Source organism: Paractinoplanes ovalisporus (assembly GCF_016834655.1).
Lineage (GTDB): Bacteria > Actinomycetota > Actinomycetes > Mycobacteriales > Micromonosporaceae > Actinoplanes > Actinoplanes ovalisporus.
In genome coordinates this window covers 85,186-108,903 of record NZ_JAENHP010000016.1, presented here as the reverse complement: position 1 = coordinate 108,903, position 23,718 = coordinate 85,186, and the positions used below count along the sequence as shown (strand labels likewise).

The 23,718-nt window shown below is 70.2% G+C and carries 24 protein-coding genes; 14 read left to right on the top strand and 10 right to left on the bottom strand.

Features of this window, described 5'->3' with window-relative positions:
* Window positions 1-519 carry a cupin domain-containing protein gene (locus JIG36_RS35365; protein WP_307873041.1) on the top strand — a complete coding sequence of 173 codons (519 nt, stop codon included), beginning with the start codon at window positions 1-3 and terminating at the stop codon, window positions 517-519.
* A gap of 3 nt (window positions 520-522) precedes the next feature.
* On the opposite strand, the gene JIG36_RS35360 is transcribed toward JIG36_RS35365, so the two are convergent.
* On the bottom strand, window positions 523-1,542 hold the full coding sequence (locus JIG36_RS35360; protein WP_203380774.1) for an aldo/keto reductase: 1,020 nt from the start codon (window positions 1,540-1,542) through the stop codon (window positions 523-525).
* A gap of 51 nt (window positions 1,543-1,593) precedes the next feature.
* Between JIG36_RS35360 and JIG36_RS35355 the strand changes: the two genes are divergently transcribed.
* Window positions 1,594-3,354, top strand: a complete 1,761-nt coding sequence (locus JIG36_RS35355) for a hypothetical protein (protein ID WP_203380773.1) — start codon at window positions 1,594-1,596, stop codon at window positions 3,352-3,354.
* Here the strand turns inward: JIG36_RS35355 and JIG36_RS35350 are convergent.
* Window positions 3,326-3,745 carry a winged helix-turn-helix transcriptional regulator gene (locus JIG36_RS35350; RefSeq protein WP_203380772.1) on the bottom strand — a complete coding sequence of 140 codons (420 nt, stop codon included), beginning with the start codon at window positions 3,743-3,745 and terminating at the stop codon, window positions 3,326-3,328. The two genes, JIG36_RS35355 and JIG36_RS35350, sit on opposite strands and share 29 nt — an antisense overlap.
* A gap of 94 nt (window positions 3,746-3,839) precedes the next feature.
* On the opposite strand from JIG36_RS35350, the gene JIG36_RS35345 reads away from it, so the two are divergent.
* Complete coding sequence (locus tag JIG36_RS35345) at window positions 3,840-4,490, top strand: NAD(P)-dependent oxidoreductase (protein ID WP_203380771.1); 651 nt, start codon at window positions 3,840-3,842, stop codon at window positions 4,488-4,490.
* A 93-nt stretch (window positions 4,491-4,583) separates the two neighbouring features.
* Window positions 4,584-4,883 carry a hypothetical protein gene (locus JIG36_RS35340; protein ID WP_203380770.1) on the top strand — a complete coding sequence of 100 codons (300 nt, stop codon included), beginning with the start codon at window positions 4,584-4,586 and terminating at the stop codon, window positions 4,881-4,883.
* A gap of 233 nt (window positions 4,884-5,116) precedes the next feature.
* Here JIG36_RS35340 and JIG36_RS35335 read toward each other — a convergent pair whose 3' ends face one another.
* Together JIG36_RS35335 and JIG36_RS35330 are read right to left on the bottom strand one after the other, a co-directional pair.
* Entirely contained in the window at window positions 5,117-6,451 is a 1,335-nt protein-coding gene (locus JIG36_RS35335; protein ID WP_307873040.1) for a glycoside hydrolase family 6 protein, read from the bottom strand.
* 1,093 nt (window positions 6,452-7,544) lie between these two features.
* Window positions 7,545-8,243 carry a GntR family transcriptional regulator gene (locus tag JIG36_RS35330; protein WP_203380768.1) on the bottom strand — a complete coding sequence of 233 codons (699 nt, stop codon included), beginning with the start codon at window positions 8,241-8,243 and terminating at the stop codon, window positions 7,545-7,547.
* A 656-nt stretch (window positions 8,244-8,899) separates the two neighbouring features.
* On the opposite strand from JIG36_RS35330, the gene JIG36_RS35325 reads away from it, so the two are divergent.
* The 9 genes from JIG36_RS35325 (at window position 8,900) to JIG36_RS35285 (ending at window position 16,924) form a co-directional block, all read left to right on the top strand.
* Window positions 8,900-9,664 (top strand): FAD binding domain-containing protein, encoded by a 765-nt coding sequence (locus JIG36_RS35325; RefSeq protein WP_203380767.1) that lies wholly within the window; start codon window positions 8,900-8,902, stop codon window positions 9,662-9,664.
* 437 nt (window positions 9,665-10,101) lie between these two features.
* Window positions 10,102-10,581, top strand: a complete 480-nt coding sequence (locus JIG36_RS35320) for a (2Fe-2S)-binding protein (RefSeq protein ID WP_203380766.1) — start codon at window positions 10,102-10,104, stop codon at window positions 10,579-10,581.
* The gene (locus tag JIG36_RS53615) at window positions 10,581-11,969 is read left to right on the top strand and encodes a xanthine dehydrogenase family protein molybdopterin-binding subunit (RefSeq protein ID WP_203380765.1); all 1,389 of its coding nucleotides are present in this window, start codon (window positions 10,581-10,583) and stop codon (window positions 11,967-11,969) included. The genes JIG36_RS35320 and JIG36_RS53615 overlap by 1 nt, the downstream gene beginning before the upstream one ends.
* Window positions 11,966-12,970 carry a xanthine dehydrogenase family protein molybdopterin-binding subunit gene (locus tag JIG36_RS53610; protein ID WP_203380764.1) on the top strand — a complete coding sequence of 335 codons (1,005 nt, stop codon included), beginning with the start codon at window positions 11,966-11,968 and terminating at the stop codon, window positions 12,968-12,970. The genes JIG36_RS53615 and JIG36_RS53610 overlap by 4 nt, the downstream gene beginning before the upstream one ends.
* Complete coding sequence (locus tag JIG36_RS35305; RefSeq protein ID WP_203380763.1) at window positions 12,967-13,836, top strand: AAA family ATPase; 870 nt, start codon at window positions 12,967-12,969, stop codon at window positions 13,834-13,836. Before JIG36_RS53610 ends, JIG36_RS35305 begins: the two co-directional genes overlap by 4 nt.
* Complete coding sequence (locus JIG36_RS35300) at window positions 13,823-14,935, top strand: vWA domain-containing protein (RefSeq protein WP_203380762.1); 1,113 nt, start codon at window positions 13,823-13,825, stop codon at window positions 14,933-14,935. The genes JIG36_RS35305 and JIG36_RS35300 overlap by 14 nt, the downstream gene beginning before the upstream one ends.
* Window positions 14,922-15,842: an amidohydrolase family protein gene (locus JIG36_RS35295; protein WP_203380761.1), complete on the top strand. Its 921-nt coding sequence runs from the start codon at window positions 14,922-14,924 to the stop codon at window positions 15,840-15,842. The genes JIG36_RS35300 and JIG36_RS35295 overlap by 14 nt, the downstream gene beginning before the upstream one ends.
* Window positions 15,839-16,108: a YciI family protein gene (locus tag JIG36_RS35290; RefSeq protein ID WP_203380760.1), complete on the top strand. Its 270-nt coding sequence runs from the start codon at window positions 15,839-15,841 to the stop codon at window positions 16,106-16,108. The genes JIG36_RS35295 and JIG36_RS35290 overlap by 4 nt, the downstream gene beginning before the upstream one ends.
* Window positions 16,109-16,246: 138 nt before the next feature.
* On the top strand, window positions 16,247-16,924 hold the full coding sequence (locus JIG36_RS35285; protein ID WP_203380759.1) for a GAF and ANTAR domain-containing protein: 678 nt from the start codon (window positions 16,247-16,249) through the stop codon (window positions 16,922-16,924).
* Between the two features lie 15 nt (window positions 16,925-16,939).
* Here the strand turns inward: JIG36_RS35285 and wrbA are convergent, their stop codons facing one another.
* The 4 genes from wrbA to JIG36_RS35265 all read right to left on the bottom strand — a co-directional run bounded on the left by wrbA (window position 16,940) and on the right by JIG36_RS35265 (window position 20,515).
* A complete protein-coding gene (gene wrbA / locus JIG36_RS35280) occupies window positions 16,940-17,542 on the bottom strand; it encodes an NAD(P)H:quinone oxidoreductase (protein WP_203380758.1) in 603 nt (200 codons plus the stop codon).
* Between the two features lie 33 nt (window positions 17,543-17,575).
* The gene (locus JIG36_RS35275) at window positions 17,576-19,390 is read right to left on the bottom strand and encodes an FAD-dependent monooxygenase (RefSeq protein ID WP_203380757.1); all 1,815 of its coding nucleotides are present in this window, start codon (window positions 19,388-19,390) and stop codon (window positions 17,576-17,578) included.
* A gap of 4 nt (window positions 19,391-19,394) precedes the next feature.
* Window positions 19,395-19,754, bottom strand: coding sequence for a putative quinol monooxygenase (locus JIG36_RS35270; protein WP_203380756.1), 360 nt, complete (start codon window positions 19,752-19,754; stop codon window positions 19,395-19,397).
* A 170-nt stretch (window positions 19,755-19,924) separates the two neighbouring features.
* On the bottom strand, window positions 19,925-20,515 hold the full coding sequence (locus JIG36_RS35265; RefSeq protein ID WP_203380755.1) for a hypothetical protein: 591 nt from the start codon (window positions 20,513-20,515) through the stop codon (window positions 19,925-19,927).
* Window positions 20,516-20,734: 219 nt separating this feature from the next.
* On the opposite strand from JIG36_RS35265, the gene JIG36_RS35260 reads away from it, so the two are divergent.
* Window positions 20,735-21,040 (top strand): hypothetical protein, encoded by a 306-nt coding sequence (locus JIG36_RS35260; RefSeq protein ID WP_203380754.1) that lies wholly within the window; start codon window positions 20,735-20,737, stop codon window positions 21,038-21,040.
* Here the strand turns inward: JIG36_RS35260 and JIG36_RS35255 are convergent.
* Window positions 21,033-21,644, bottom strand: a complete 612-nt coding sequence (locus tag JIG36_RS35255; protein ID WP_203380753.1) for a response regulator transcription factor — start codon at window positions 21,642-21,644, stop codon at window positions 21,033-21,035. The genes JIG36_RS35260 and JIG36_RS35255 overlap by 8 nt on opposite strands.
* Before the next feature lie 289 nt (window positions 21,645-21,933).
* Window positions 21,934-23,700 carry a hypothetical protein gene (locus JIG36_RS35250; RefSeq protein ID WP_203380752.1) on the bottom strand — a complete coding sequence of 589 codons (1,767 nt, stop codon included), beginning with the start codon at window positions 23,698-23,700 and terminating at the stop codon, window positions 21,934-21,936.
* Window positions 23,701-23,718 lie beyond the last annotated feature (18 nt).

Genomic DNA, 23,718 nt, shown 5'->3' with positions numbered 1-23,718 from the left:
GTGAAGGAGCCCACCACCGTGATCCCCGACGACGATCCGTCCCGCTCGCTGACCGTGGCGAACCCGGACGACCCCGGCACCACGTACGTCTCGCTGGTCGGCAACATGTACGCCATGCTGATCACCGGCGCGCAGACCGACGGCCGCTACTGCCTGATCGACATGCGCGTGCCCGACGGCGGGGGCCCGCCGCCGCACCGGCACGACGTCGAAGAGATGTTCACGATCCTCGAGGGCGAGATCGAGTTCACGTTCCGGGGCGAGCAGCACACCGTACGGGCGGGGTCGACGATCAACATCCCGGCCAACGCGCCGCACAACTTCCGCAACGTCTCCGGCGCGCCGGCCCGGATGCTCTGCATGTGCACCCCGGCCGGCCAGGACGAATACTTCCTGCGCATCGGTGACGTGATCGCGGGCCCGGACGCGCCGCCGCCGCAGCTCTCGCCCGGAGAGCAGGCGGAACGGCGACGGCGCGCGGCCGAGCTGGCCCCGGAATACCGGAGCGAGTTCCTGTAGGCGTCAGATCGTGCGGCTGCGCTGGTCGACGCCGAGCGGGCCGTACGGGTAGTCGCCCGGCCGCAGGTCACTGGCCTCGTCGAGGGCGCTCGTCTCGTCGGCGGTGAGGTGCAGGCCGGCCGCCTTCAGGTTGGCCTCCAGCTGGTCGAGGGTGCGGGCGCCCAGGATCGTCGACGTGACGCCGGGACGGTCGGTCACCCAGGCCAGCGCCACCTCGGCCATCGACACGCCCCGGGCCTCGGCGACCCGCTGCACGGCTTCGACCACATCCCACGTACGGGCGATGTTGCGCCGGTCATAGGCCTCCATGCCGCGTTCCGGGTTGTCGCCGAGACGCGTGGCCCCGGTCGGGCGCTGGTCCCGCTGATATTTGCCGGTCAGCCAGCCCCCGCCGAGCGGACTCCACGGCAGCAGGCCGAGGCCGGCGTCGAGCGAGGCCGGGACGATCTCGTACTCGATCTCGCGGACCAGCAGGTTGTACTGCGGCTGGAGGCTGACCGGGCCGGTCAGTCCCAGCTCGCGGGCCAGCGACACCGCCTTGGTCAGCTGCCAGCCGGTGAAGTTGGAGAACCCGTAGTAGCGGATCTTGCCGGCCCGGACGAAACCGTCCAGGGTGCGCAGGGTCTCTTCCAGCGGGGTGATCGGGTCCCACGCGTGGGCCTGATAGAGGTCGACCGCGTCGACGCCGAGCCGGGTCAGCGAGGCGTCGAGCGCGCGGGTCAGGTGGCGGGCCGACAACCCGGCGCCGTTGGGGTCGGACGCCATCGGGAACCGGCCCTTGGTGGCGAGCACCACGGCGTCGGTGACGTCGGCCGGCCGCGACGCCAGCCAGCGGCCGATGATCAGTTCCGACTCACCGGCCGAGTAGACGTCGGCGGTGTCCACGAACGTGCCGCCGGCCTCGGCGAACCGGTCGAGCTGCGCGTGGGAGACCTTCTCGTCGGATTCGTTGCCGAAGGTCATGGTGCCCAGGCAGAGCGAGGAGACGGCGCATCCGCTGCGCCCGAGAGTGCGGTATTCCATGACCCCCAACCTATCCCCGGCGCCGGCGGACGCGAGCGGTAGCGTGCCGACGTGGGGACTGAGGATGATCTGCGCCTGCTGCGCGCCTACGAGCCGGCGGCCCGCTTCACGCAGGGCGAATACTTCTTCCCGGTCTCGGCCGAGCGGTACGTCAACCGGGCCGGGCTCTGGCGCCTGGAAGCCGGGGAGAGCCCGGTGCAGCAGGTGGCGCCGGGCGGGCTGACCCTCGACGGGCTGGCCGGGGCCGGAGGGCCCGCGCAGGGCCTGCAACTGTCGCTGTCGGGGATCGGCAACGGGCACGGGCGCCTCGGCACGGCCCACATCCCGCTGCGGGAACGCCCGGCCCACCTGCGGCGGTCGAGCCGGCTGGCCTCGGTCGGGCTGATGGCGCGGTTCATCGACACCGCCAACCGGATCTCGCTGCTCTTCCGGGGGCGGGTGCCGGGCGGCAGCGCGGCCCACTCGTTCCTGCTGCAGCGCGACCACCTCGAACCGGAACGGCCGATCTACTACGGCCGGGTGCTGCGCGACGACCCGTGGATCGTCTGCCAGTACTGGTACTTCTACAGCTTCAACAACTGGCGGTCGGCGTTCGGCGGGGTCAACGAGCACGAGGCCGACTGGGAGCAGGTCACGATCTATCTGGACGGTACGGGCGAGACCGGGCCCGGCGAACTGCCGCCGCCCCGCTGGGTCGTCTTCTCGGCGCACGACGAGATCGGTGACGACCTGCGGCGGCGCTGGGACGACCCCGACCTGACTCTGGTCGACGGGCGGCACCCGGTCGTCTACGTCGGGGCCGGCTCACACTCGGGCGCCTACCTGCCGGGGGACTACCTGATCACCGTACGGCCGCCGTCGTTGCGGGGTGTCGTCGGTGCGTTGCGCTGGTCGGCCCGGCTGTTCGCGCCGTGGGCGGCCGAGAGCCGTCAGGGGGTCGGGATCCCGTACGTCGACTACGCCCGGGGTGACGGCCGGGCGGTCGGCCCCGGACAGCCCGAGGCGTGGCGCGCGGTGGTGATCGGCGACGACACCGATTGGGTACGGGATTTCCGGGGCCTGTGGGGCCGCGACACGCGCGACCGGCTCGGCGGTGAACGGGGACCGGCCGGCCCGCGGTACGAGCGCGACGGCACCGCCCGCCAGTCGTGGGCCGACCCGGTGGGCTGGGCCGGCCTGGCCAAGGTCGCGCCGAGCCCCGAGGCCGAGCGCGCCCTGGTCGAGCAGCGCCGGCGCGAGAACGACGACCGGCTGGTAGCGCTCGACACCGAGATCACCCGGGTCAAGCGGGAGCTGGCCCTGGCCGCGGCCGGTCTGCCCGTCGCGTCGCCCGAGGTGCGGGCGCTGCACCAGGAGGAACGCCGGCTCCTCGGCCTGCGGATGGAACGCACGCGGCTGGCCGACGAACAGGCCCGTACGGTCATGGCCGAAACCGTCACTCAGCCGCCGCACGCCCATCTGATGCACCGGCGACTGCCGATGGAGGCGGCGATCGGTTTCCGGGGCCGGCTGCGGTCGTGGTGGGCCGTGCTGAGCACCCCGCTCATCCTGGTGGCCGGGGGCTTGGCGATCTCGCCATTGGCGACCGGCGGGTTCGACCTCGCCGTCGTCTGGCTCCTCGGGCTGCTGTGCGTGGAAGGCCTCGTACGGGGAAAGTTCCTGGCCGTTCTGTTGCGTCTGCTGCTCGCGGCGGCGGCCATCGCCCTGATGGTGGTGTTGTGGTTCGAGGGGCGCTACATCGTGGCGTTCGTGCTGTTCGCCGCCGCGGCCGGTGTGCTGCTGGTCAACGTGCGCGAGGCGTGGCGGCGCTGAGTTCGCGCCGGTCGCTCGCGTCCTGCTCGCGTCGGTCATAGGCGTCCTGGGACGTCGCTACGTCGCCGAGGTGCTCGATCGACCACTTCTGCAGGGCGCGGAGCGGCTCGAGGAGCGTACGGCCGGCGACGGTGAGCGAGTATTCGACACGCACCGGCACCTCGGGGTAGACCGTGCGGCGGACCAGCCCGTCACGTTCGAGGCCCCGCAGCGTCTGGGTCAGCATCTTCTGCGAGACACCGTCGATGCGCCGCCGCAGCTCGGAGAAGCGGGCGTCGCCCTCGCCGAGCACGCCCACGACCAGCACGGTCCACCGGTCGCCGATCCGATCGAGGATGCGACGGGTCGCACAGCCGGCCTGATACGGGTTCCCGAGTGCGTTGGTTTCCAAGAAGTGCCTTCTTCCCGACGGGTAGTTGCTCTCTTACGGTAACCGAGTCGGCCCGGTCGCGGGTCGCGGAATTCTCTCCAGGAAGGGGCACCCCATGTCCCGCATCGTTGTCATCGGCGGCACCGGTTACGCCGGATCGGCCGTCGTCGCCGAGGCCGCCTCTCGCGGTCACGAGGTCACCGCGTTCAGTCGTTCGGTTCCCTCCGTACGGGTCCCCGCCGTGACCTACGTCCAGGGCGACGCCGCGGACGAGGCCGCGCTGGCATCGGTCGTCTCCGGCGCGGATGTGGTGGTGGGTGCGCTCGCTCCGCGTGGTGAGCTCGCCGGAACCGCGTTCCGTGACGCCTACCGCACGATCGGGCGTCTCGCCGACGCGGCCGGGGCCCGCCTGTACGTGGTCGGCGGGTTCTCGTCGCTGCGTCCGGCGCCCGGGGCCCCGCGGTTCGTGGAGGACCTGAACCACGCCCCGGCCGCGTTCCACGACGAGATCGTCGCCGCCGCGGCGCTGATCACCGACGAGCTGCCCGCGTCTCCGCCGTCGCTGGACTGGGTGTTCGTCAGCCCGGCCGGCGGGTTCGGTGCGCACGCGCCGGGGGAGCGGCGGGGCGAATACCGGGTCGGTGACGACGTCGCCCTGACTCCCGACGGCGGGGGCGCGATCTCAGGGATGGACTACGCGACCGGTCTCCTCGACCTGATCGAGACGGGCGACCACCACCGGGCACACCTCAACCTGGCGTACTGAGCGGGTTTGGAGGGCCCGACCCCGGGGCCTCGCCGCGCCTCGGCCCCGACCCTAGCTGCGGCCGGCGGCGGCCGGTGCTGAATCATCATCGGCATGGCAGTGATGGTGGAGATCCACTTCCCGGTGACCGCGGATGACGAGTGGATCGACGATGTCGGCGACTTCCTGATCGACCTGGAGGACGAACTTCGCCTCGAAGAGGTCGAGGACGGCGAGGAGGTCGGCGACGAGTACGTCTTCTTCATCGCCGGGGCCAACGAGCGGACGCTCCTCAAGGCGGCGTCGCGGGTGGCGACCCGGGAGGGCGTGCCGTCCGGCGCGTACGCCATGGTGACCGTCACCGACGCCGCGAAGGTGGGCATGGGCCGGCGCGTCAGCCTGCCGGTTCGCTAGTGCGGGGCTGGGGCGGCGACCCGGGGTGGTGTGGGCCGACGTGCCTGCTTACTGATCCGGCACGACGGCGACCCGGCCGCGTCTCCGCTACCGGGCCGCCGTCGTGCCGTTCTGGCTCGCTGCTTTCGTCAGCTTGCGTAGGCTCGCTGATTCGTCAGCTTGCGTAGGCTCGCTGATCCGTCAGGTTGTGCGGGTTCGCTGACTTCGTCAGGTTGCGCGGGCTCGCTGAGCCGTCAGGCCGTGCAGGTGAGGCCGGATGCGCCGGCCGGGCCCGAGGCGATGAAACCGAACTCGGCCGTCGCGCCGGGCTGGAGTGAGCCGTTCCAGGCGGCGTTGCGCACGGTGACCGTCGAACCGTTCACCGAGAGTGTGCCGCCCCAGACCTGGCTCACCGACTGTCCGGAGGCCAGGGTCCACGAGACCGACCAGCTGCTGATCGCGCTGCCGCCGGCCTTGACCGTCACCTGGCCCTGGAAGCCGCCCTGCCACGAGCTCGACGTGGTGTAGGCCGCGCCGCACGCGCCCGCCGGAGGGTTGGTGGTCGGCGGAGTCGTCGGAGGAGTAGTGGGCGGGGCCGTCGGCGGCGTGGTGGGCGGTGTTGTCGGGGGAGTGGTGGGCGGGGTCGTCGTGGGCGGGTTCGCGGCGCCGGTGGCCAGGCTCGCGGCCAGGCTGGGCTGGAACGAACCGGCCGCGTACGCGCACCCGTCCGCCTCGCCCGGCGGCTTGATCCACAGGAAGGCGTCGATGTTCGCGTCGCCGGTGTCGAGCGTCGGGTAGCGCCCGATCCGCCGGTCCGTGTTGTCGTCGCCGCACCAGTCGCCGGCCGCGCCACCGTTCCGGCTGGTGTCGATGACCTGCCGTTTGCCGGTGACGCCGGAGCCCGACAGCGCACTCAGCACCGACCGCCCGAACGTGGTCTCGTTCCCAGTCGACTGGAAGTTCGAGGCGTTGGTATAGAAGCCGTCGGCGTCGGCGACTCCCGCGTTGACCAGCCGGCGGGCCTGTTCCGATCCGGCGTTCCAGGCCGAGTGCCCACCGTCCAGATAGACCTTGGCCCCCGCCGCCTTGAGGGTGCGGGTGGCGGTGGCCAGGGCCTGGTTGCGGGCGCTGATCTCACTGGCGCTGAGGCAGGTCTGGAGCGCGATCGAGTCGGGTTCGAGCAGGATCAGCGTGGTGCGGCCACCCAGCCCGCGGGCGATCCCACCGATCCAGGTCTGGTACTGGGTCAGGTCGGGCGCGCCGCCCGCGCTGGCGCCGCCGCAGTCCCGGTTGGGGATGCCATAGACGGTGAGCGCCGGAACCTGCCCCGCGCCGGCGGCCGCACCGACGTACGTGGAGACTTCGGACTGGACGGTGCTCAGGTTGAAGTTGGACAGCCAGCGGGAGGCGGGCTGACTCGCGATCCGAGAGCTGATCAGCGCCGTACGCGAATCGCCGGGGTTGGCCGCCACCCACCGGGCAACGGCGGTGTCGGGGTCACGGTAGAGGGTGCCGGAGAGCGTGCCGGCCGAGGCGGTGCCAGAGCCGGCGGCCAGCCCAACAGCAACCGTGGCGCAAGCAACCGACACCGCAAGAACAGAGCGGCGGGGAGTAATGGGGGACAAGGTGCTTCCTTCCGAAGGGGACGTCCGGTGTGGGAGCGCTCCCGAACGGTAACCCGGCAGCTCAGCGCCAGCAACCGAGTCATCAACATCGATTTTTCAACACCTTCGGCCGCCGCCAACAGGCAACCGCTTTCCCGTACGGCGTCGGGCTACCACCCCACCCCTCCCACCCTCGCGCCCCGTGCCCCCGTGCTGTCCTCGCGCCGCCCTTCCACCGTCGCGCATCTCCTTCCGCCCGCGCGCGTCGCCTTGCACCCTCGCGCTACTCCTTCCGTCCTCGCGCTCTCCTCCTGCTCGCGTCGCCTTCCGCGCTCGCGCTACTCCTTCCGTCCTCGCGCTACTCCTTCCGTCCTTGCGCTCTCCTCCTGCTCGCGTCGCCTTCCGCGCTCGTGCTACTCCTTCCGCGCTCGTGCTACTCCTTCCGCGCTCGTGCTACTCCTTCCGTCCTCGCGCTCTCCTCCTGCTCGCGCGTCGCCTTCCGTCCTCGCGCCACTCCTTCCGCCCTCGCGCGCCCTCTTCTGCCCTCGCGCGCCGCTCCGCCTCGCGTGGGGTGGCGTCCGCCCGTCCCGCTCTCGCCGCGGGTGTCGTCCAACCCTCCCGCCTCACCGTGCGGCGTCATGTGATCGCCTCACGTTGAGAGACACTTGCAAACTAGGTTCCTAGGACGCTTTAGCGATTGTGGAGTGCGAACTGCTGTTGCGCGCGGCGTGCGAACCACCCATTGGCCGTGGTGTGCGAGCTGATTCCTTAACGGCGTGCGAACCGCCCTGCCTGCTAAGTGTGTCGACAGTCCTCCCATACGGCGCGCGAACTGCCTTCCCGCGCGCCGCGCGAACTGCTTTCCCGCGCGCCGCGCGAACTGCTTTCCCGCGCGCCGCGCGAACTGCTTTCCCGCGCGCCGCGCGAGCTGCCTTCGCGCACGGTGTGGGATCTGCCTGTTGCGCGCGGCGTGCGAAGCGCCTTCCGAGGCGGTGTGCGAACCCCTTCCCGCGCGGCGTCTTCCCTTCCGTTAGGCACTGACCCTCGCCATGGGCGGCGGCATCCTCCCGGTCGGACGTCAGGTCTGCGCAGCGGTCTCGGTGGGGAAGCGGATCGTCCGGGCGGCGCCGTGCATGTCGTGGGGCAGGTCGGCGTAGGCCCATTGGTGCGACCGCGTGTGCAGGCACGCCGCCTCCACGTCGCCGGTTTCGAGGACGGTCAGCAGGTCGGCGTGTTCGTCGGCCACGTGGGTCAGGTCCGGTTTGAGCACCATCAGGGCGATCGCCGTCCGGGCCTCGATCTGCAACGCCTCCCAGGCCCGCTCGAGCAGGAAGTTGCGGCCGGCCCGCACCACGTGACGGTGGAAGCTGGTGCTGGCCAGCCCGATCGCGCGCACGTCACCGGCGGCCGCGCACCGGCGCATCTCGGCGACGTCCTCGCGCATCGCCTCCAGCGGCAGCTTCCCGCTGAGCATCGCCAGCCGCGTGGCCGTCTCTTCCAGAGCGGCCCGCACCACGTACGCCTCCCGAATGGTCTGCTCGACGAACGGCAACACGTGCCGGCCACGACGGGGGCGGCTCTCGACGAGGCCCAGTCCTTCGAGCTCGCGCAACGCTTCCCGTACGGGGGCCTGGCTCGTCCCGAAATCGGCCGCGATCCTCGTCTCGACCAGCCGCTCACCCGCCCGCAGGCGGCCCGACACGATCATCTCGACCAGACCGTCCCGGATGCCGTCACTGAGAGTGGGCCTCGACAGGTGTCCCGTTGGGTTCGTCAATCTCGTCCTTCCCACGTCTGGCTCATCCAGCAGCACCCGCGCCGACAGCCCTCCCAGCAGCGCCCGCGCCGGCAACTCTTCCAGCAACGCCGCGCCGACAGTCCTCCCACCAGCGCCCGCGACTCTTCCAGCAGCGCCCCGCCGACAGCCCTCCTACGACACCCGCGCAGATAGCCCTTGCACCGGCACCTCCGCCGACAACCCTTCCAGCGGCACCTGCGCCGGCAACTTTTCCAGCAACGCCCGCGTCGGCAACGCCCGCGCCGGTAACCGTCCAGCAGCGCCGGCGCCGGCAACTCCTCCGGCAACGCCTGCGCCGACAACCCGTTCAGCGGCACGTACGCCGACAACTCTTCCAGCAACGCCCGCGCCGGTAACCCGTCCGGCAACTCCTCCGGCAACGCCCGCGCCGGTAACCCGTCCGGCAACTCCTCCGGCAACGCCCGCGCCGGTAACCCGTCCGGCAACTCCTCCGGCAACGCCCGCGCCAGTAACCCGTCCGGAAACGCCCGCGCTGGCAATTCCTCTCAGCGGCACCTGCGCCTGACGTCCTCAGCCGGTGCGACGCGGACCGTGACTTGATGACCGCTCTCTGTTGACCAACATAGTAAGACGCCGATACGTTGAATTATCGATTATCGATAAAAGGATCTCGCATGTTGACTGAGGTTCATGTCCCGGAGGACGTGCCCGCAGCTGTGGGCCTGATCGACTCGGGAGCCGTCGTCATCGGTGGCGGCACCCTCCTGATGCCGTCCCTCAACAACCACGGATCGCCGCCGACCGAACTGGTCAGCCTCCGCCGCGCCGGGCTGGCGGGCATCACCGTCACCGGCTCGACAGTGACCATCGGTGCGACCACCACGCTGTCTCAGGTCGAGCACGACCCCCGGCTCGAGATCCTGAACCCGGTCGTCCGCTCGATCGCCTCGGTTCCGGTGCGCAACCTCGCGACCGTCGGGGGCAACCTTTTCGCCCATCAGCCGTACGGGGATTTGACCGTCGCGCTGGTCGCCCTTGACGCGCGGGCCGTGCTGTTCGGCCACGACGCCCCGGTGGAGCTGCCACTGAGAGAGCACGCCCTGGTCACGGCCGTCACCTTCGAGCTGCCCACGCCCGGGACGTTCCGGTATCTCAAGGCCTCCCGCCGCCGCTTCAACTCCGCATCCGTGGTCACGGTGGCCGCCGTCGTCACCGAGCACGGAGTTCGGGTCGCCCTCGGTGGGGTCAGCGACCACATCGTCCGGGCCACCGCGGTCGAGCAGGCGCTCGCCGGCCGGCCGCTGACCGAGGAGTCCGTGGCCGCCGCCGCCCGGGTCGGCCTGGCCGAGCTGTCGCCGGCCGACGACGCGTACGCCTCCGCCTGGTACCGAAAGCGCGTTTTCCCCGTCCACCTACGGCGAGCGCTGCTGGGTCACTGACCGACCAGCCCGCCCACGGCAAAGAAGCGCGCAGTCCGAACATCCCGCCCACTGCAAAGCGCACAGCCCGAACATCGCCCACGGCAAAGAGCGCACCGTCGAACATCCCGCCCAAGCGAAACGCACCCTCCGAACATCCCGGCCGAGGCAAAGCGCACAGTCCGCTCACCAAGCGCACGGCGCAACGCACAGTCCGCTCAACACGCGCACCGCGAAACGCACAGTCCGAACATCCCGCGCCCGGCGTAACGCACAGTCCGAACATCCCGCGCCCGGCGTAACGCACAGTCCGAACATCCCGCGCCCGGCGGAAACGCACCGAACGAGCAGCCCGCGCACGGCGGAAACGCACCGAACGAGCACCCCGCGCACGGCGGAAACGCACCGAACGAACAGTCCATCCGCGGCGCAAGCCGCTGACCCGAACGAGGCCGCCGGTGAAAATCGTCAATCTCAAGGTCAACGGGGTCGGCCGGACGTTCATCGCCCGGCCCGAGACGACACTGCTGCTCGCCCTGCGCGAGCAACTGGGCCTGACCGGCGCCAAGCGGGGCTGCGCCCAGGGCGCCTGCGGCTCGTGCACGGTCCTGCTGGACGGGCAGCCCGTGGTGTCCTGCCTGGTCCCGGCGGTGACCGTGGACGGCTCCGACGTGGCAACGGTCGAGGGGCTCGCCGACGGCCGGAAGCTGAGCGACGTGCAGCAGGCCTTCCTCGACGGGTTCGCCACCCAGTGCGGTTTCTGCACACCGGGGATGATCATGTCGGCCGAGGCGCTGCTCGACCGCAACCCGAATCCGACGCGTGACGAGGTCAACGAGGCGATCAGCGGGAACGTGTGCCGGTGCACGGGTTACGAGCCGATCGTCAGCGCCATCCTGGACGCCGCCGAACGTCGTCGCGCGGGGGCGAACCTCTGATGCCGCGCGTCAACCCGATCGACACCGAGTACTTCAAGGACGAGCGTAGGACCGGCGACTTCACCGTCATCGGCAAGACCGTCCAGCGTTCGGACGCGCTGGGACATGTCACCGGCCGTACGGAATTCTTCGAGGACCGGACCTTCCCCGATCTCGCCCACGTCAAGATCCACCGATCGGCTCATCACCATGCGCGGATCGACGACGTCGACGTCTCGGAGGCGCTGCGGGTGCCGGGCGTGCTGCGGGTCATCACGCACCGGGACGTGCCGTCGAACTGGTATGTGGTGTTGCGGCTGATCGGCATCGAACCCAACGACGAGCCGGTGCTGGCCGAGGACCGCGTGCTCTATAAGGGCGAACCCATCGTCGCCGTGGTGGCCGACTCGGAGGCGGCCGCCACCGAGGGCGCGGCCCGGGTCCGGGTGAGCTACACCGAGCTGCCCGCGGTCCTCGATGTCGAGGAGGCGCTGGCTCCGGACGCGCCGATCATCAAGCAGGCCGGCACCAACTATTTCGTGTACGAGGGTCACCACTGCCGCCGGCTGCGGTTCGGTGACGTCGAGCGGGGTTTCGCCGAGGCCGACCACATCTTCGAATGGCGTTACAGCTCGGCCCCGATCGAGCACGCCCCGACCGAGACCACCGGCTGTGTCGTGGTGCCGCAGAGCAGTGGGCGGCTCCTGATCCACAGCAACACCCAGGCCGCGTTCTTCACGCTCGACAACACCGCCCTGATCCTCGAGCGCCCGTTCTCCGACCTGCAGGTCAAGGGCGGCACCGTCGGGGGCGGGTTCGGCGGCAAGGTGGACGTCATGGTCGAGCCGCTGGCCTGCATCGCGGCTACGCTGACCAACCGGCCCGTCAAGTTCGTCTACTCGCGCGAGGAGGAGATGCAGGTTTCGTCGCCGCGGGCGGCCGAGCGCATCTACATCAAGGACGGCGTCATGGACGACGGGCGGATTGTCGCGCGTAAGGTGATGCTCTACGTCGATGCGGGGGCTTATTCACGGCATTCCCCGTACGGGACGACGAAGGCGTGCGCGCACCTGCCGGGCCCCTACACGATCCCGAACGTCTACGCGGACTGCCATTGCGTCTATACGAACCGGACGCCCTCGAGCGCGATGCGGGGCTTCGGGGTCACGATCGCCGACTTCGCGCTGGAGTCGCAGATGGACCGGGTCGCCCGGGCGATCGGCATGGACCCGTTGCAGTTCCGGCTGCGCAACGCCTACCGCGACGGCGACATGAAAGCCCACCGCAAGATCGCCGAGGGCACCGCCCTGATCGAGGTCATCCAGCGGGCGGCCGCCCTCGTCGGCCATGAGCTGCCCGAGGAATACCGCGCCCTGACGTCGAGCACGCCCCGAGGAGACCAGCCATGACGCTGCTGCGCGGCCGGGGGTACGCCTCGGTCAACTACCCCACCGGCATGAACCTCGGCGGTGACCCGTCCCAGGCGCTGATCCACGCCACCACCATGGGCGCCTTCGTCATCAGCCTGTCCTCGGTCGACCTGGGTCAGGGGCTCAAGACCGTGGTCGCCCAGTGCGCGGCCGAGACGCTGGGCATGCCGATGGAGAACGTCATCGTCGACACCGCCGACACCGACACCGGCCCGCACTGCATGGGCACGTTCGCCAGCCGGGGCACCCATCGGGTCGGCAACGCGGTCATCATGGCCGCCCGTGAGGCCCGCGACGTGATGCTGGCCGTGGCGGCCGACGAGCTCGAGGTCGACGCGGGCGATCTGGAGACCGACGGGACGGGATTCGTACGGCTCAAGGGCAGCCCCGAGACGAAGATCCACATCGCTGACATCACCCTGGCCGCCCACTTCAAGCAGGGCCGCACCATCTCGGGGCGGGGCATCTTCCTCAAGGAGCGCAACTATCCGGTGCCCGAGACCGGCGAGATGGATCCCGACTCGTGCCAGGCCCACGCCTGCACGGTCGCCGAGGTCGAGGTCGACGACGAGACCGGCGTGGTGACCGTGCTCAGCCTCCACAACGCGTACGAGATAGGCCGTGCCCTGAATCCCGCGATGGCCGCCCAGCAGGTCGAGGGCGGCGGGTGGATGGGTGTCTCGCACGCCGTGTTCGAGTCGACCGAGCCCTACTATCCGGCCTCGCGCGACCACGGGCCGGTCGACTTCTGCGAATACCTCATGCCGGGCCCGGCCGAGATCCCCGTGCAGTCCAGCGTGATCCTGGAACGCCCGGCCTCCAACGGGCCGTTCGGCGCCAAGGGCATCGGCGAGATGACGGCCAACGCGCCCATTCCGGCCATCGCCAACGCCATCTTCGACGCGTGCGGGGTCCGGCTGACCACCATGCCGTTCACCCCCGAGTCGGTTCTGCGCGGCCTGGACGCGTTGCGCGCATGACGACACCCGGCCGCGACACCCTCAACCGGCAGCTGGAGGAGCGGCGCTACTTCGCCGACGAGGGCCTGCTGACCGCCGTACGGCTGGCGATCGCGCTCGGCCGGCCGCTGCTGCTGGAGGGGGAGCCCGGTGTCGGCAAGACGCAGATCTCGCATGTGCTGGCCGACGCGCTGGGCCGCGAACTGATCCGGTTGCAGTGCTACGAGGGCATTGACGTGTCCCAGGTGCTCTACGAGTGGGATTATCCCAAGCAGTTGCTGAGTTTGCGGGCGGCCGAGGTGCGGGGCGAGGCCGTCGCCGATCTGTACGCGAGCGAATTCCTCCTGGAACGGCCCCTGTTGCGCGCGCTTCGCAGCCGTCGGGGCGCGGTGCTGCTCATCGACGAGATCGACCGCGCGGACAGCGAGTTCGAGGCGTTCCTGCTCGAGTTCCTCGACGGCTTCCAGATCACGATCCCCGAGATCGGCACCATCGCGGCGACTGTCCCGCCGTTGGTGGTGCTCACCTCGAACCGTACGCGGGAACTGCACGACGCCCTGAAACGCCGCTGCCTCTACCACTGGATCCCTTATCCCGACCCGGAACGCGAACGCACGATCCTCGAGGCCCAGGCTCCGGGGCTCAGCGCGCGCAGCGCGGAACGGCTGGTGCGTTCGGTGAACATCATCCGTTCGCTGAACCCGTTGAAACGGCCCGGGATCGCCGAGGCCATCGCCTGGGCTCAGGGCTCGCTCGTCCTCGCGGCCGAGGGCGCGGAACCGGCCGAGGCTCTGCGCGCGTCACTCGGCCTGGTGCTGAAGAACGAGGAGGACGTGGCCCTGGTCCTGGCCCACGCCGGCGAGGTCTTTCCCGATGACGTCGGCTGATGCGGTGCGGGACCACCTGTTCGCCTTTCTCCGGCAGCTGCACGCCCGCGGGTTGGCCGTCCCGGTCCCCAAACAGCGTGACTTCTTCACCGCGGTCGACACCCTACCACCGTCCACAGTGGGCGACCTCTACTGGCTCGGCGCCGCGACCCTCGTGACCTCAGAGCCCGACCGCGCGGCCTACGACGAGGTTTTCCACAAGTTCTTCGGTACGGCCTCCGTGGTCGCCGAGGAGCCGGTCGCCACCTCGGCGGGCGAGCAGCCGACCGGTGCTTCCGGGAGTGGCGAGGCGGTCATCGACCAGGGTCGCGGAGGATCCGGGCTCGCGGCGGGGAGCTTCAGCCCGGAATCGGTCGTCCGGTTCGCCGGCACCGATTCCCACGCCCGCGAGCTCCTGCGGCAGATCTCGCGTGAGCTGCCCCGGGCCGTCCCCGCGACCCGCTCGCGGCGCAGCCGGCCCGGCCACCGCCGCCAGCGCCTGGACCTCCGCGCCACCTACCACCGGTCCCTGCGTACGCAAGGAGAGGTGATCCGGCTGCACTGGCGGCACCGCCCGCCGCACGAGCGCCGCGTGCTCGTGCTCGTCGACGTGTCCGGCTCGATGAAGCAGTACAGCGCCGACTACCTGCGGTTCGCGCACGCGGTCGTGGCCACCTGCGCCCGGGCCGAGGTCTTCACGTTCGGCACCCGCCTGACGCGGGTGACCCCGGCGTTGCGCGCTCCCGACACCGACGACGCCCTCGGTGCGCTGGCCCACCTGGTGCTCGACGCCGAGGGCGGAACCCGGATCGGCGAGAGCCTGCAGGCGTTCCTGGGCAGCACGCGCCTGGTGACCATGTCCCGCGGCGCGCTCGTCCTGGTCCTGTCCGACGGTCTCGAACGGGGTGACTGCGGGGCCATGGCCGGGGCCACCCGCCGGCTGTCCCGGCTCGCCCACCGGTTGTGCTGGTGGTCGCCGCTCGCCTGCGATCCCGCCTACCGGCCGCTGACCCGGGGAATGGCGGCGGTCCGCCCCGACCTGGATGTGCTGGCCGGGGTCCGGGACCTGGAAACCGCGCTCACCGCCGTACGGGAAAGGTTTTCTCATGTATCCGGGTGACATCGTCGACTCGCACCACCACGTCTGGCGCCAGGCCGACATGCCGTGGCTCTCCGGGCCGATGGTGCCGCGCATCTTCGGTCCGTACGAACCGATCCGGCGCGACTACCTCATCGAGGAGTACATCGGCGACGCGACGTCGGCCGGCATCCGCGCCTCGGTCTATGTGCAGCCGAACTGGCCGTTGGAGCGGGTCGTCGACGAGGTGCGCTGGATCGCCGGGGAGCACGAGCGGACCGGCTGGCCGATGGCCGTCGTGGGCAGCGCCGATCTGTTCTCGCCGGACGCTCCCGAGGTTATGCGCGCGCAGCAGGCGATCAGCCCGCTCGTGGTCGGCACCCGCCTGCAGCTGCACTGGCACGAGCGCCCGGAATTCCGGTTCGCCGACGGGCCCGACCGGATGAAGGATCCCGTGTTCCGGGCCAACATCGCGGCCCTGGGCGAGCTGGGCTGGCTGTTCGAGCTGCAGGTGTTCGCCGGGCAGATGCACGACGCGGCCGCGCTCGTCGCCGAGCACCCCGGCGTGACATTTGTGCTCGTCCATGCCGGGATGCTGACCGACCACACCGACCCGGCCGTCGTCGCCGAATGGCGGGCCGGGCTGCGGGAGCTGGCCGCCTGCCCTAATGTCGTGGTCAAACTGACCGGTCAGGGAACGTTCGTGCACCGCGTCGACTCCGGGCTGATCCGGCTCGTCGCCGACGAGGTGCTCGACCAGTTCGGCTCGGCCCGGGCCATGTTCGGCACCAACCTGCCGGTCGAGACACTGTGGACGAGCGCGTCCGAGCTCACCGGCGCCTGGAAACACGCCCTGCGGCATCGCACCGGCGACGAACAGGCCGACATCTTTGCCCGTACGGCCCGCCGGGTCTACGGCCTTGGAAACGCGGGAAGGGTTGAGTCATGAAGCACTTCATCCTCACGTACGGGTACAACGACACCCCGGAGCGGGCCGAGCGCCGGCCCGAGCATCTCGAACACCTCGCCAAGCTGCAGGCCGAAGGCTCGCTGCGGCTGGCCGGCCCCCTCGCCGATCTCAGCGGCGGCATCATCGTGCTCACCGCCGCCGACGAGGAGGCCGCGCAGGCCCTGGTCGACCAGGACCCTTACACCCGCCACGGGGTGACGAAGGACCGGCAGCTCAAGGAATGGAAGATCACCATCGGGAGCTGAACCACGCTGTGGTGACCGAGCCTGTCCCGGTGCCGGAGCATCCGATCAGGTGACGGATGCCCGGGGTTTTGCGGCGACTCCAACGGGTTACTCCTGTGTTCGTGCTGGTCGGACCCACGCGGACGAGAGGGGAGTGCGGTGGCGGAGCCGGAGGAGATGCTCGAACTGTTCAGCTCGACCGCGCGAGCCCTGCGGGTCGAGGCGCCGGACGTGCTCACCGCGATCGTCACCCAGGCCGCGCAGACGGTTCCGTCCGCGGTGTGGGCCGGTGTTATCGAGCTGGAGCGTGGCCGGTTGACCCCGAAGGCCACCCTCGGTGATCCACCGCGCGTGCTCGATCGGCTGCAGCAGGAGCAGAACACGGGACCCTGCATCGACGCCGCCCGCGACCAGCAGGTAGTGGTCGTCGACGACACCGCAACCGACCGGCGGTGGCCGGGAATCGCCGCCACCGCCGTCGCTCAGGGAGTGTGCAGCATGCTGTGCCTGCCGCTCTGGGTGGACGGGCACCGGCTCGGCACGCTCAGCCTTTACGGCGAGCAGTCCCACGCCTTCGCCGCCGCTGAGCGCCGGTTGGCGGCCTTCTACGCGACGCTGGCCGCCCTCGCGCTGGCCGACAGCCGGCGCGTGGCCCAGCTGACGCTCGCCCTGGAATCGCGTGACCTCATCGGGCAGGCCAAAGGCATCCTCGCCGAGCGGCTGCGGATCACCCCGGAGGCGGCCTTCGCCCTGCTCAAGAAGACCTCCCAAGACACCAATCAGAGGCTGGTGGCCGTGGCCGAGAAGCTGGTCGGCACCGGCGAGTGGCCCGGCTGAGCCCCCACGCATCGTTCAGCCGAAGAGGCGGCTCGCGATCTGCGTGACGTGACGGCCCTGGAAACCGGCCATGCTGAGTTCCAGGTCGCTGGGCATGCGTTCACCCTTCATGCCGGTGATGGTGCTGGCCCCGTACGGGCTGCCGCCCTTGACCTCGTCGAAGCCGATCTGGCGCTGCTCGGCGTAGGGCAGGCCGACCACGACCATCCCGTGGTGCAGCAGCGTGGTGTGGAACGACAGCGCGGTCGACTCCTGGCCGCCGTGCTGGGTGGCGGTCGACACGAACACCGAGCCGACCTTGCCGACCAGCGCGCCCGACGCCCACAGGCCACCGGTCTGGTCGAGGAACGTCCGCATCTGGCCGGACATGTTGCCGAAGCGGGTGCCGGTGCCGAAGATGAGCGCGTCGTAGTCGGCCAGCTCGGCCGGATCGGCGATCGGGGCCGGTTGGTCGGCCCGGCCTCCGATGGCGGCGAACGCGTCCGGGGGCATGGTCTCGGGCACCCGTTTGAGTGCCACCTGGGCGCCGCTGACACTGCGCGCGCCGTCGGCCACCGCCTCCGCCATCGCCTCGATGTGGCCGTACATGCTGTGGTAGAGCACCAGAACCCTGGCCATGGCCGGTCCTTTCGTCGTCTGGTCGTTTCGTTGTCACACGGTTGCGCGGCTGCGGCCGCCTTGCAGCTGGGTCAGGAAACGGCGGCAGGCCTCGACGTCGAGGTCGTCGCGCCGCCAGGCGACGTGGCCGTCGGGGCGGATCAGGAACAGAGCCTGCGCATCCGGGTGGGTCAGGCCGTACCGCTCGAAGACCTCCACCGACTCGACGTGCTCGACCCGCTCGTCGGGGCGGCACGCCACCCGGGCGATCACGTGGGTGGCGGCGCCGAGCTCACCCAGCCGGGCGGTCAGTTCGGTGGTCTCGGCGTCACCGATCGGCTTGCGGGACAACGCGACCACGTGCATCCGGTAGCCGGTCAGCAGGTCGAACATCGAACGCCCGCTGCCGATCCGCGCGTCCGGCGCCCGCTGCCCGGCGTGCGGCCCGTTCAGCGAGTAGAGCAGGTCGTTGACGACGAACGGGCCCGGCGGGTAGGCCATCCCGATCTGGGACAGCCGCCGGAACGCCTTGCGGTGCGGCACCGGCGCCGCCGACATCCGGCCGATCAGGAACGGCCCGACCAGATCGCGCAGGCGTCCCCGCCAACCGGGCAGCGCCGCGGCGACCTTGTAGAGCCGGTCGGTGAAGCGCAGAAGCCGGACCCCGACCGGGTGACGCTCGTCGTGATAGCTCTCCAGCAGCGCGTCGCTTGCTCCCGTACGCAGCACAGCCGCCAGCTTCCACGCCAGGTTGGCCGCGTCGTGGAGGCCGGTGTTCATGCCCTGCCCGCCGGCCGGTGAGTGGATGTGGGCCGCGTCGCCCACGAGGAACCCGCGGCCGGCCCGGTACCGGTCGGTCTGGCGGATGGAAGCGCGGTACCGCGTTGTCCACACTGGATTCGAAAGCGTGACCGGAACCCGCATCGCCTGACGCAGCGCGGTCTGCAGCTCGTCCAGGGCCAGCGGTCCGTCGCCACCGCTCAGGTCGGTGGTCATCACCCGCGAACAGGCGGCGCCGTCGAGCGGCAGGAACAGCCCGATGCGCTCGGAGTTCATGAAGATGCGGAACCGGGTGTGGTCGAACGGCCAGTCCACGCGGCAGTCGGCGAGCAGGAACCGTTGCGCGTACCCGTCTCCCGCGAAACTCAGGCCGAGCTGCTTGCGGACCGTGCTGTGGGCGCCGTCCGCGCCGACCAGATAGCGGCAGGTGACCTCGCCGGTGCTCAGACGTGCCTTGACGACGGACTCGTTCTGGGTCAGCGATTCCAGCCGGGCGCCGCGCTCGACCGTGAGGCCGTGGCGGGCCAGGTCGTCCAGCAGCACCTGCTCGACCTCGTTCTGCGGGGCCATGAGGATGAACGGGTACGGGGTGTCGCCGGCCCGCGCCCGGTCGAAGTCGAGCCCGCCCACCGGCCGGCCCTTGATGTGGAACGTGATGCCGGTGTTGACCACGCCGTGCCGCAGGAGTTCGTCGGCCAGTCCCAGTGAGCGGAACAGTTCGATGGTGCGGGCCTGGACAGCGAACGCCCGCGACTCGGTGGCCGGGCCCGCGCCGGCGTCGACGACGCGTACGGCGATGCCCTGGCGCAGCAGGAGGGCGGCGGTCATCAGGCCGCTCGGGCCGGCGCCGACCACCAGAACCTCGGTGCCGACCGGCGTGTCGTCCGTTTCTGCTGGTGGGTGCGGTGCTGTGGCCGTACGGGAAACGGGTTGGCCCTTGTGTTTTCCGATGCCGTCGATGAACCGGCGGAAGCCCGTGGCGCCCGGGCGGACGTGGACGCGCGGCAGGGGGCGGCCCGAGATCGCCGCCCAGCCCCGGCGCCCGAACGCCAGGATCAGGGCCACGACGGCCAGCACGACGAGGCCCATCGGCTCACCTCACCGTGGCCGGCAGAGCGCTCGACATGCGCAGGAACTGTTGCCGCAGCGGGCCTTCGACATGAGGGGCGATTTCCCGTACGAAATCACGGGTGTGCTGCTGTGCCAGGTGCTTCTCGAGGTCGGGCTTGGACCGGAACATCTCGTAGATGACGAACAGGCTCCGGTCGGCGCGGTCGCGGTGGACATGGAACTCGAGGGCGCCCTCCTCGGCCCGCAGCGGTTCCACCAGGGCCAGGATCAGGCGTTCGACCTCGTCTTCGTGGCCGGACCGGGCCCGCGCAAAACCCAGATGCGTGTAGGGCCCGGTCTCGTCCTCGTCCGGCTCCGGGAGCACGGGACGTCCATCGCTCATGGCGGTTCTCCTTCGACTGTCACGGCCGGGAACTGCACCTGGCCGTGACAGTCTGGTTTCCGCTCGATGGCATCGCCGAGGGCTAGTCCCGCTGAGCGGTACTCGTTTCGGCTGTCCGTTTGTCGCCGCTCGCTTGTCGGAGCCGCCCGCCCGTTACCGCCGGCCGCCCGTTACAGCTGCGCCAGCAGTGCCAGCAGGAAGGTCAGGATCGCGGCCAGCGTGGCGGCGCTGGGGGTCCCGTCGAGCAGGCCGGCGATCGCGCAGAGCAGGTTGCCGAGCAGGTTTCCCGGCGCGCTGACGGCGGTGATGACCAGGTGCACCTGGTTGAGGTCGACCACGAGGCCGAGCAGGTCGAGATGCAGCGGGCCGAGGGTCAGGTCGAGCACGCGGCAGGTCGCCAGGGCGATGGCGGCCGGCGCGCTGACCGTACGGGTGACGGTGCCGACGGCGGCGCCGGTCGAGTCGGTGAGCGTGCCGGTCAGGGTGCCGGTCGCCACGAGGTTGCCGCCCGGCGCCGAGAACGCCCTGGGTGTGAACTTGCCGGCGAAGGTGCCGGTGCCGCCCTTGGCGTCCGTGAAGCTGCCGGTCACGGGTGTGCTGGGAATTGCGGCTGCCTTGGCCGCTGGTGCTGCTTGTCCCGGGGCCGTGGCCGCTGGTGTTGCTTGTTCGGGCGGGGCGGCCGCGTTCGCTCCCGTGCTGGCCAGCCCCAGGGCCGCGATCACCGTCACGACGATCATCGTGAGCCGTTGCCGGTGTGTCATCGTTCCTCCTCCGGTGTGGTGCGGCGCCCGTCCTCCGGAGTCCTGCCCCGGCCGCGCCGCCATCCACCGACAAGCCTCGATGTCTGCGGAGATCCGTCCCAGTGAGCGCTGTCATCGGTTGACGATGAGTGGAGTGAGGGGCGGTAGCTGACAAAAGTCAGGTCCCGCCCCGCCCGTTCGTCGCCTCCTTGTCCTCCTTGTGCGCGCTTGTGCGCGCTTGTGCGCGTTGCCCTGCTGTCGTCGTTCCGCGTCAGCGCGTCGTTCTGCGGTGCGCGTGTTGGTCGTTTCCTGTCCGCGCGTTGCTCGCTTCGCTCTTCGCGTTGCTCGCTTTGCTGTCCGCGCGTTGCTCGCTTCGCGTTGTTCGCGTTGCTCGCTTTGCTGTCCGCGCTGTTCGCTTTGCTGTTCGCGTTGTTCGCGTTGTTCGCGTTGTTCGCGTTGTTCGCGTTGCTCGCTTTGCTGTCCGCGCTGTTCGCGTTGGTTGTGCCCGCGAGCCGCGCGTCTGTGCACGTCTTTGTCGTCAGGTGAGCCAGCCCGCGCTTTCGGCGACCCGGACCGCTTCGAGCCGGTTGCGGGCGCCGGTCTTGTGGAGGATCACCGAGATGTAGTTGCGGACAGTGCCGGCGGTCAGATGCAGCTTGGCCGCGACCTCCGCTGACGGCAGCCCCGAGGCGGCCACGCTGAGCACGTCCAGCTCCCGCGCCGACAGGGGGCTTCGCGGCGTGGCAACCAGGGCGACGGCCAGCCCGGCGTCGATGACCCGTTCCCCGCGCACCAGCTGGCGGATGCCGTGCACCAGCTCGCCCGGCGTGGCCTGGGTGCCGACGACACCCCGCACGTGAACGTCGAGGGCGCGGTGGAGCCTCCCGGGGGCGTCCGGGCCGGCCAGCACCAGGATGGCGCAGTGCGGCCGCTCGACGCTGAGCCGGTTCAGCAGACTCAGCCCGTCGCCGGTCAGCAGCTCGACGTTGACCACGGCAACGTCCGGCGTCGAAGCGCGGGCAATGTCTAGAGCCGCCTCATCGAGACAGCGCAGCTCCGCGACAACAGCGAAGTCCTCCTCCGTCGAAAGCGCCAGCGCCAGGGCGCCGCGCAGCAGATTCATGGGTTCAGCAAGCAGAATGCGGATCACGGTGGCCTCCCAGCCAGAAAGTCATGTGCGGTGGGAAGGCCGGCATCCGAAAGCGCGGGTTCTGTCGCGCGCGCTCACCCGGGTCACCCTCGGGTCGGAGTCGCGGATTCCTCCTCGTCGAAGAGGCCCGTGACGTGACGTCGTGGAAGTCCCTGATGCTTCTGGACCTCCCCATCCTCGCGGAGGTCTTCGGCGGCGCAGGAGTTCTCGACGATCTCGACGTCGGAAGCCGGCCGGTGGCCGTTGCCGGGGCGTTTCACCGGCGGCGGCCCGGTTCCGGACCGCAGAATCAGCTGGGAGGGCCGCTGTACCGGACGCTCCGCCCGAAGGCGCTCGCATCGATGGGTGAAGCGATGGCGGCGGCAGTGATTTCCGGCCGCCAGGACGACGGGACGGTACCCGTCGGAGGCGCGTTACCGCCGCCACCCGCGTCGCGCAGGTGGCCGCTGCCCGCGAAGGAGCTACCCGGCCGGAGCGGCGAGCCCGGCGGCACAGGCTCCGGACCCCGCCCGGACCGCAGACCGGCGTCGTGCCGAACCGCAGCGACCGGCAGATCCGAGATGACGGACGGTGCCAACGACGCCACCACGGACGGTGTCACCGCCTGGAAGGTCGCGATCAGCGATCCCGCCCGATGCGCCGAACGCTTGAGCGGAACAGGCCTCACCACGCCCGCGACTGGTGTTTCCTGCACTCGTACGGGCACTGTCGCCGCGGCCACGCTCACGACAGGCAGCTCACGCGACACCACGGACACATTCGGCGCACTCGATTCCGCGAGAGACAGCTCCCGAGACGGCACGCGCGCAGTCAGCACCGTCCCGTCCACGAGCGACAGGTTGGTCGTTCGCGCAGTTGTGGTCAGTGCTGTCGTGTCTATGAGCGATGGGTTGGTCGTTCGCGCAGTTGTGGTCAGTATTTGCGCGTGTATGAGCGATGGGTTGGCCGTTCGCGCAGATGTGGTCAGTGCCGTCTCGTCTATGAGTGATGGGTTGGTCGTTCGCGCAGTTGTGGTCAGTATTTGCGCGTGTATGAGCGATGCGTTGGCCGTTCGCGCAGATGCGGCCAGTCTTTTCGCGTCGGTGAGCGTGCGATGGAGCGTCGGGGTAGTCGCGGTTGTGAGCGTGTTGTGCGCGTTGATGAGCGGCTTGGTCACCTCGACCGGGACGGCCGGCACTGTCCGCTGGGAGATGCTGTTGGCTGCGGGCACGCTGATTGGTTTGGTCAGCCGCACCTCAGTCTTGCGTTGCTCGTCCTGTGAAGCTGCGAGCGCGCGGTCGCCTGCCTTCAGAGTCGAAACCACCCGAGACACCACCGGAGCCGCCTTGCTGCGCTCCTTGACTGTTGGGAGCACGACCCTTGATGGCTGGGCCACCGGGGCGACCTTTGCGGGATCGGCTTTCTGAACTTCAGCTCTCAGGGGCTTTGCCTTTGAAGGAACTACCCTCGCCCGCTCCACCTTCGACGGAACCGGCTTGGGTCGCTCCGCTCGCGTGGCTGCCTTCAACTGTCCCGTCTGCGTGGCTGCCTTCGGCCGCTCGGCCCGGGTGGCTGCCTTGGCGACATCTCGTACCTTCGTGAGCGTCGAAGCGCCAACACCCGAGTGATCGCTATTGCCGCGCCGAGCGCCCGCGCTATCGCCGCGCCCGGCGCCCGAGTCGTCGCTATTGCTGCGCCGGGCGTCCGAGCTGTCGCTATTGCTGCGCCGGGCGTCCGAGCTGTCGCTATTGCTGCGCCGGGCGTCCGAGCTGTCGCTATTGCTGCGCCCGGCACCCGAGCTGTAGCTGTCGCCACGGCCGGCGCCTGAGTCGTCGCTATCGCGTGATTTATTGCTGTTGCCGGCGCTGCCGATGGTGTCCGCGACGGCCTGGGATTCCGCTTTGGCGTTTGCCGCTATCTCGCGCACGGGGGACTTTGCGCTTGGGGAACCGTCGGTCACACCTTCGTCGGCTCGTGCGGCGTGATCGAAGATTGTCAACGCAAAGTAGGTGGCCGCCGCCAGTGCGATCAGCAGCAGTAGGCGACCTATGCGCTGAGCTGCGATGTTCCCTCGCACGATCCACCTCCTGCGGGT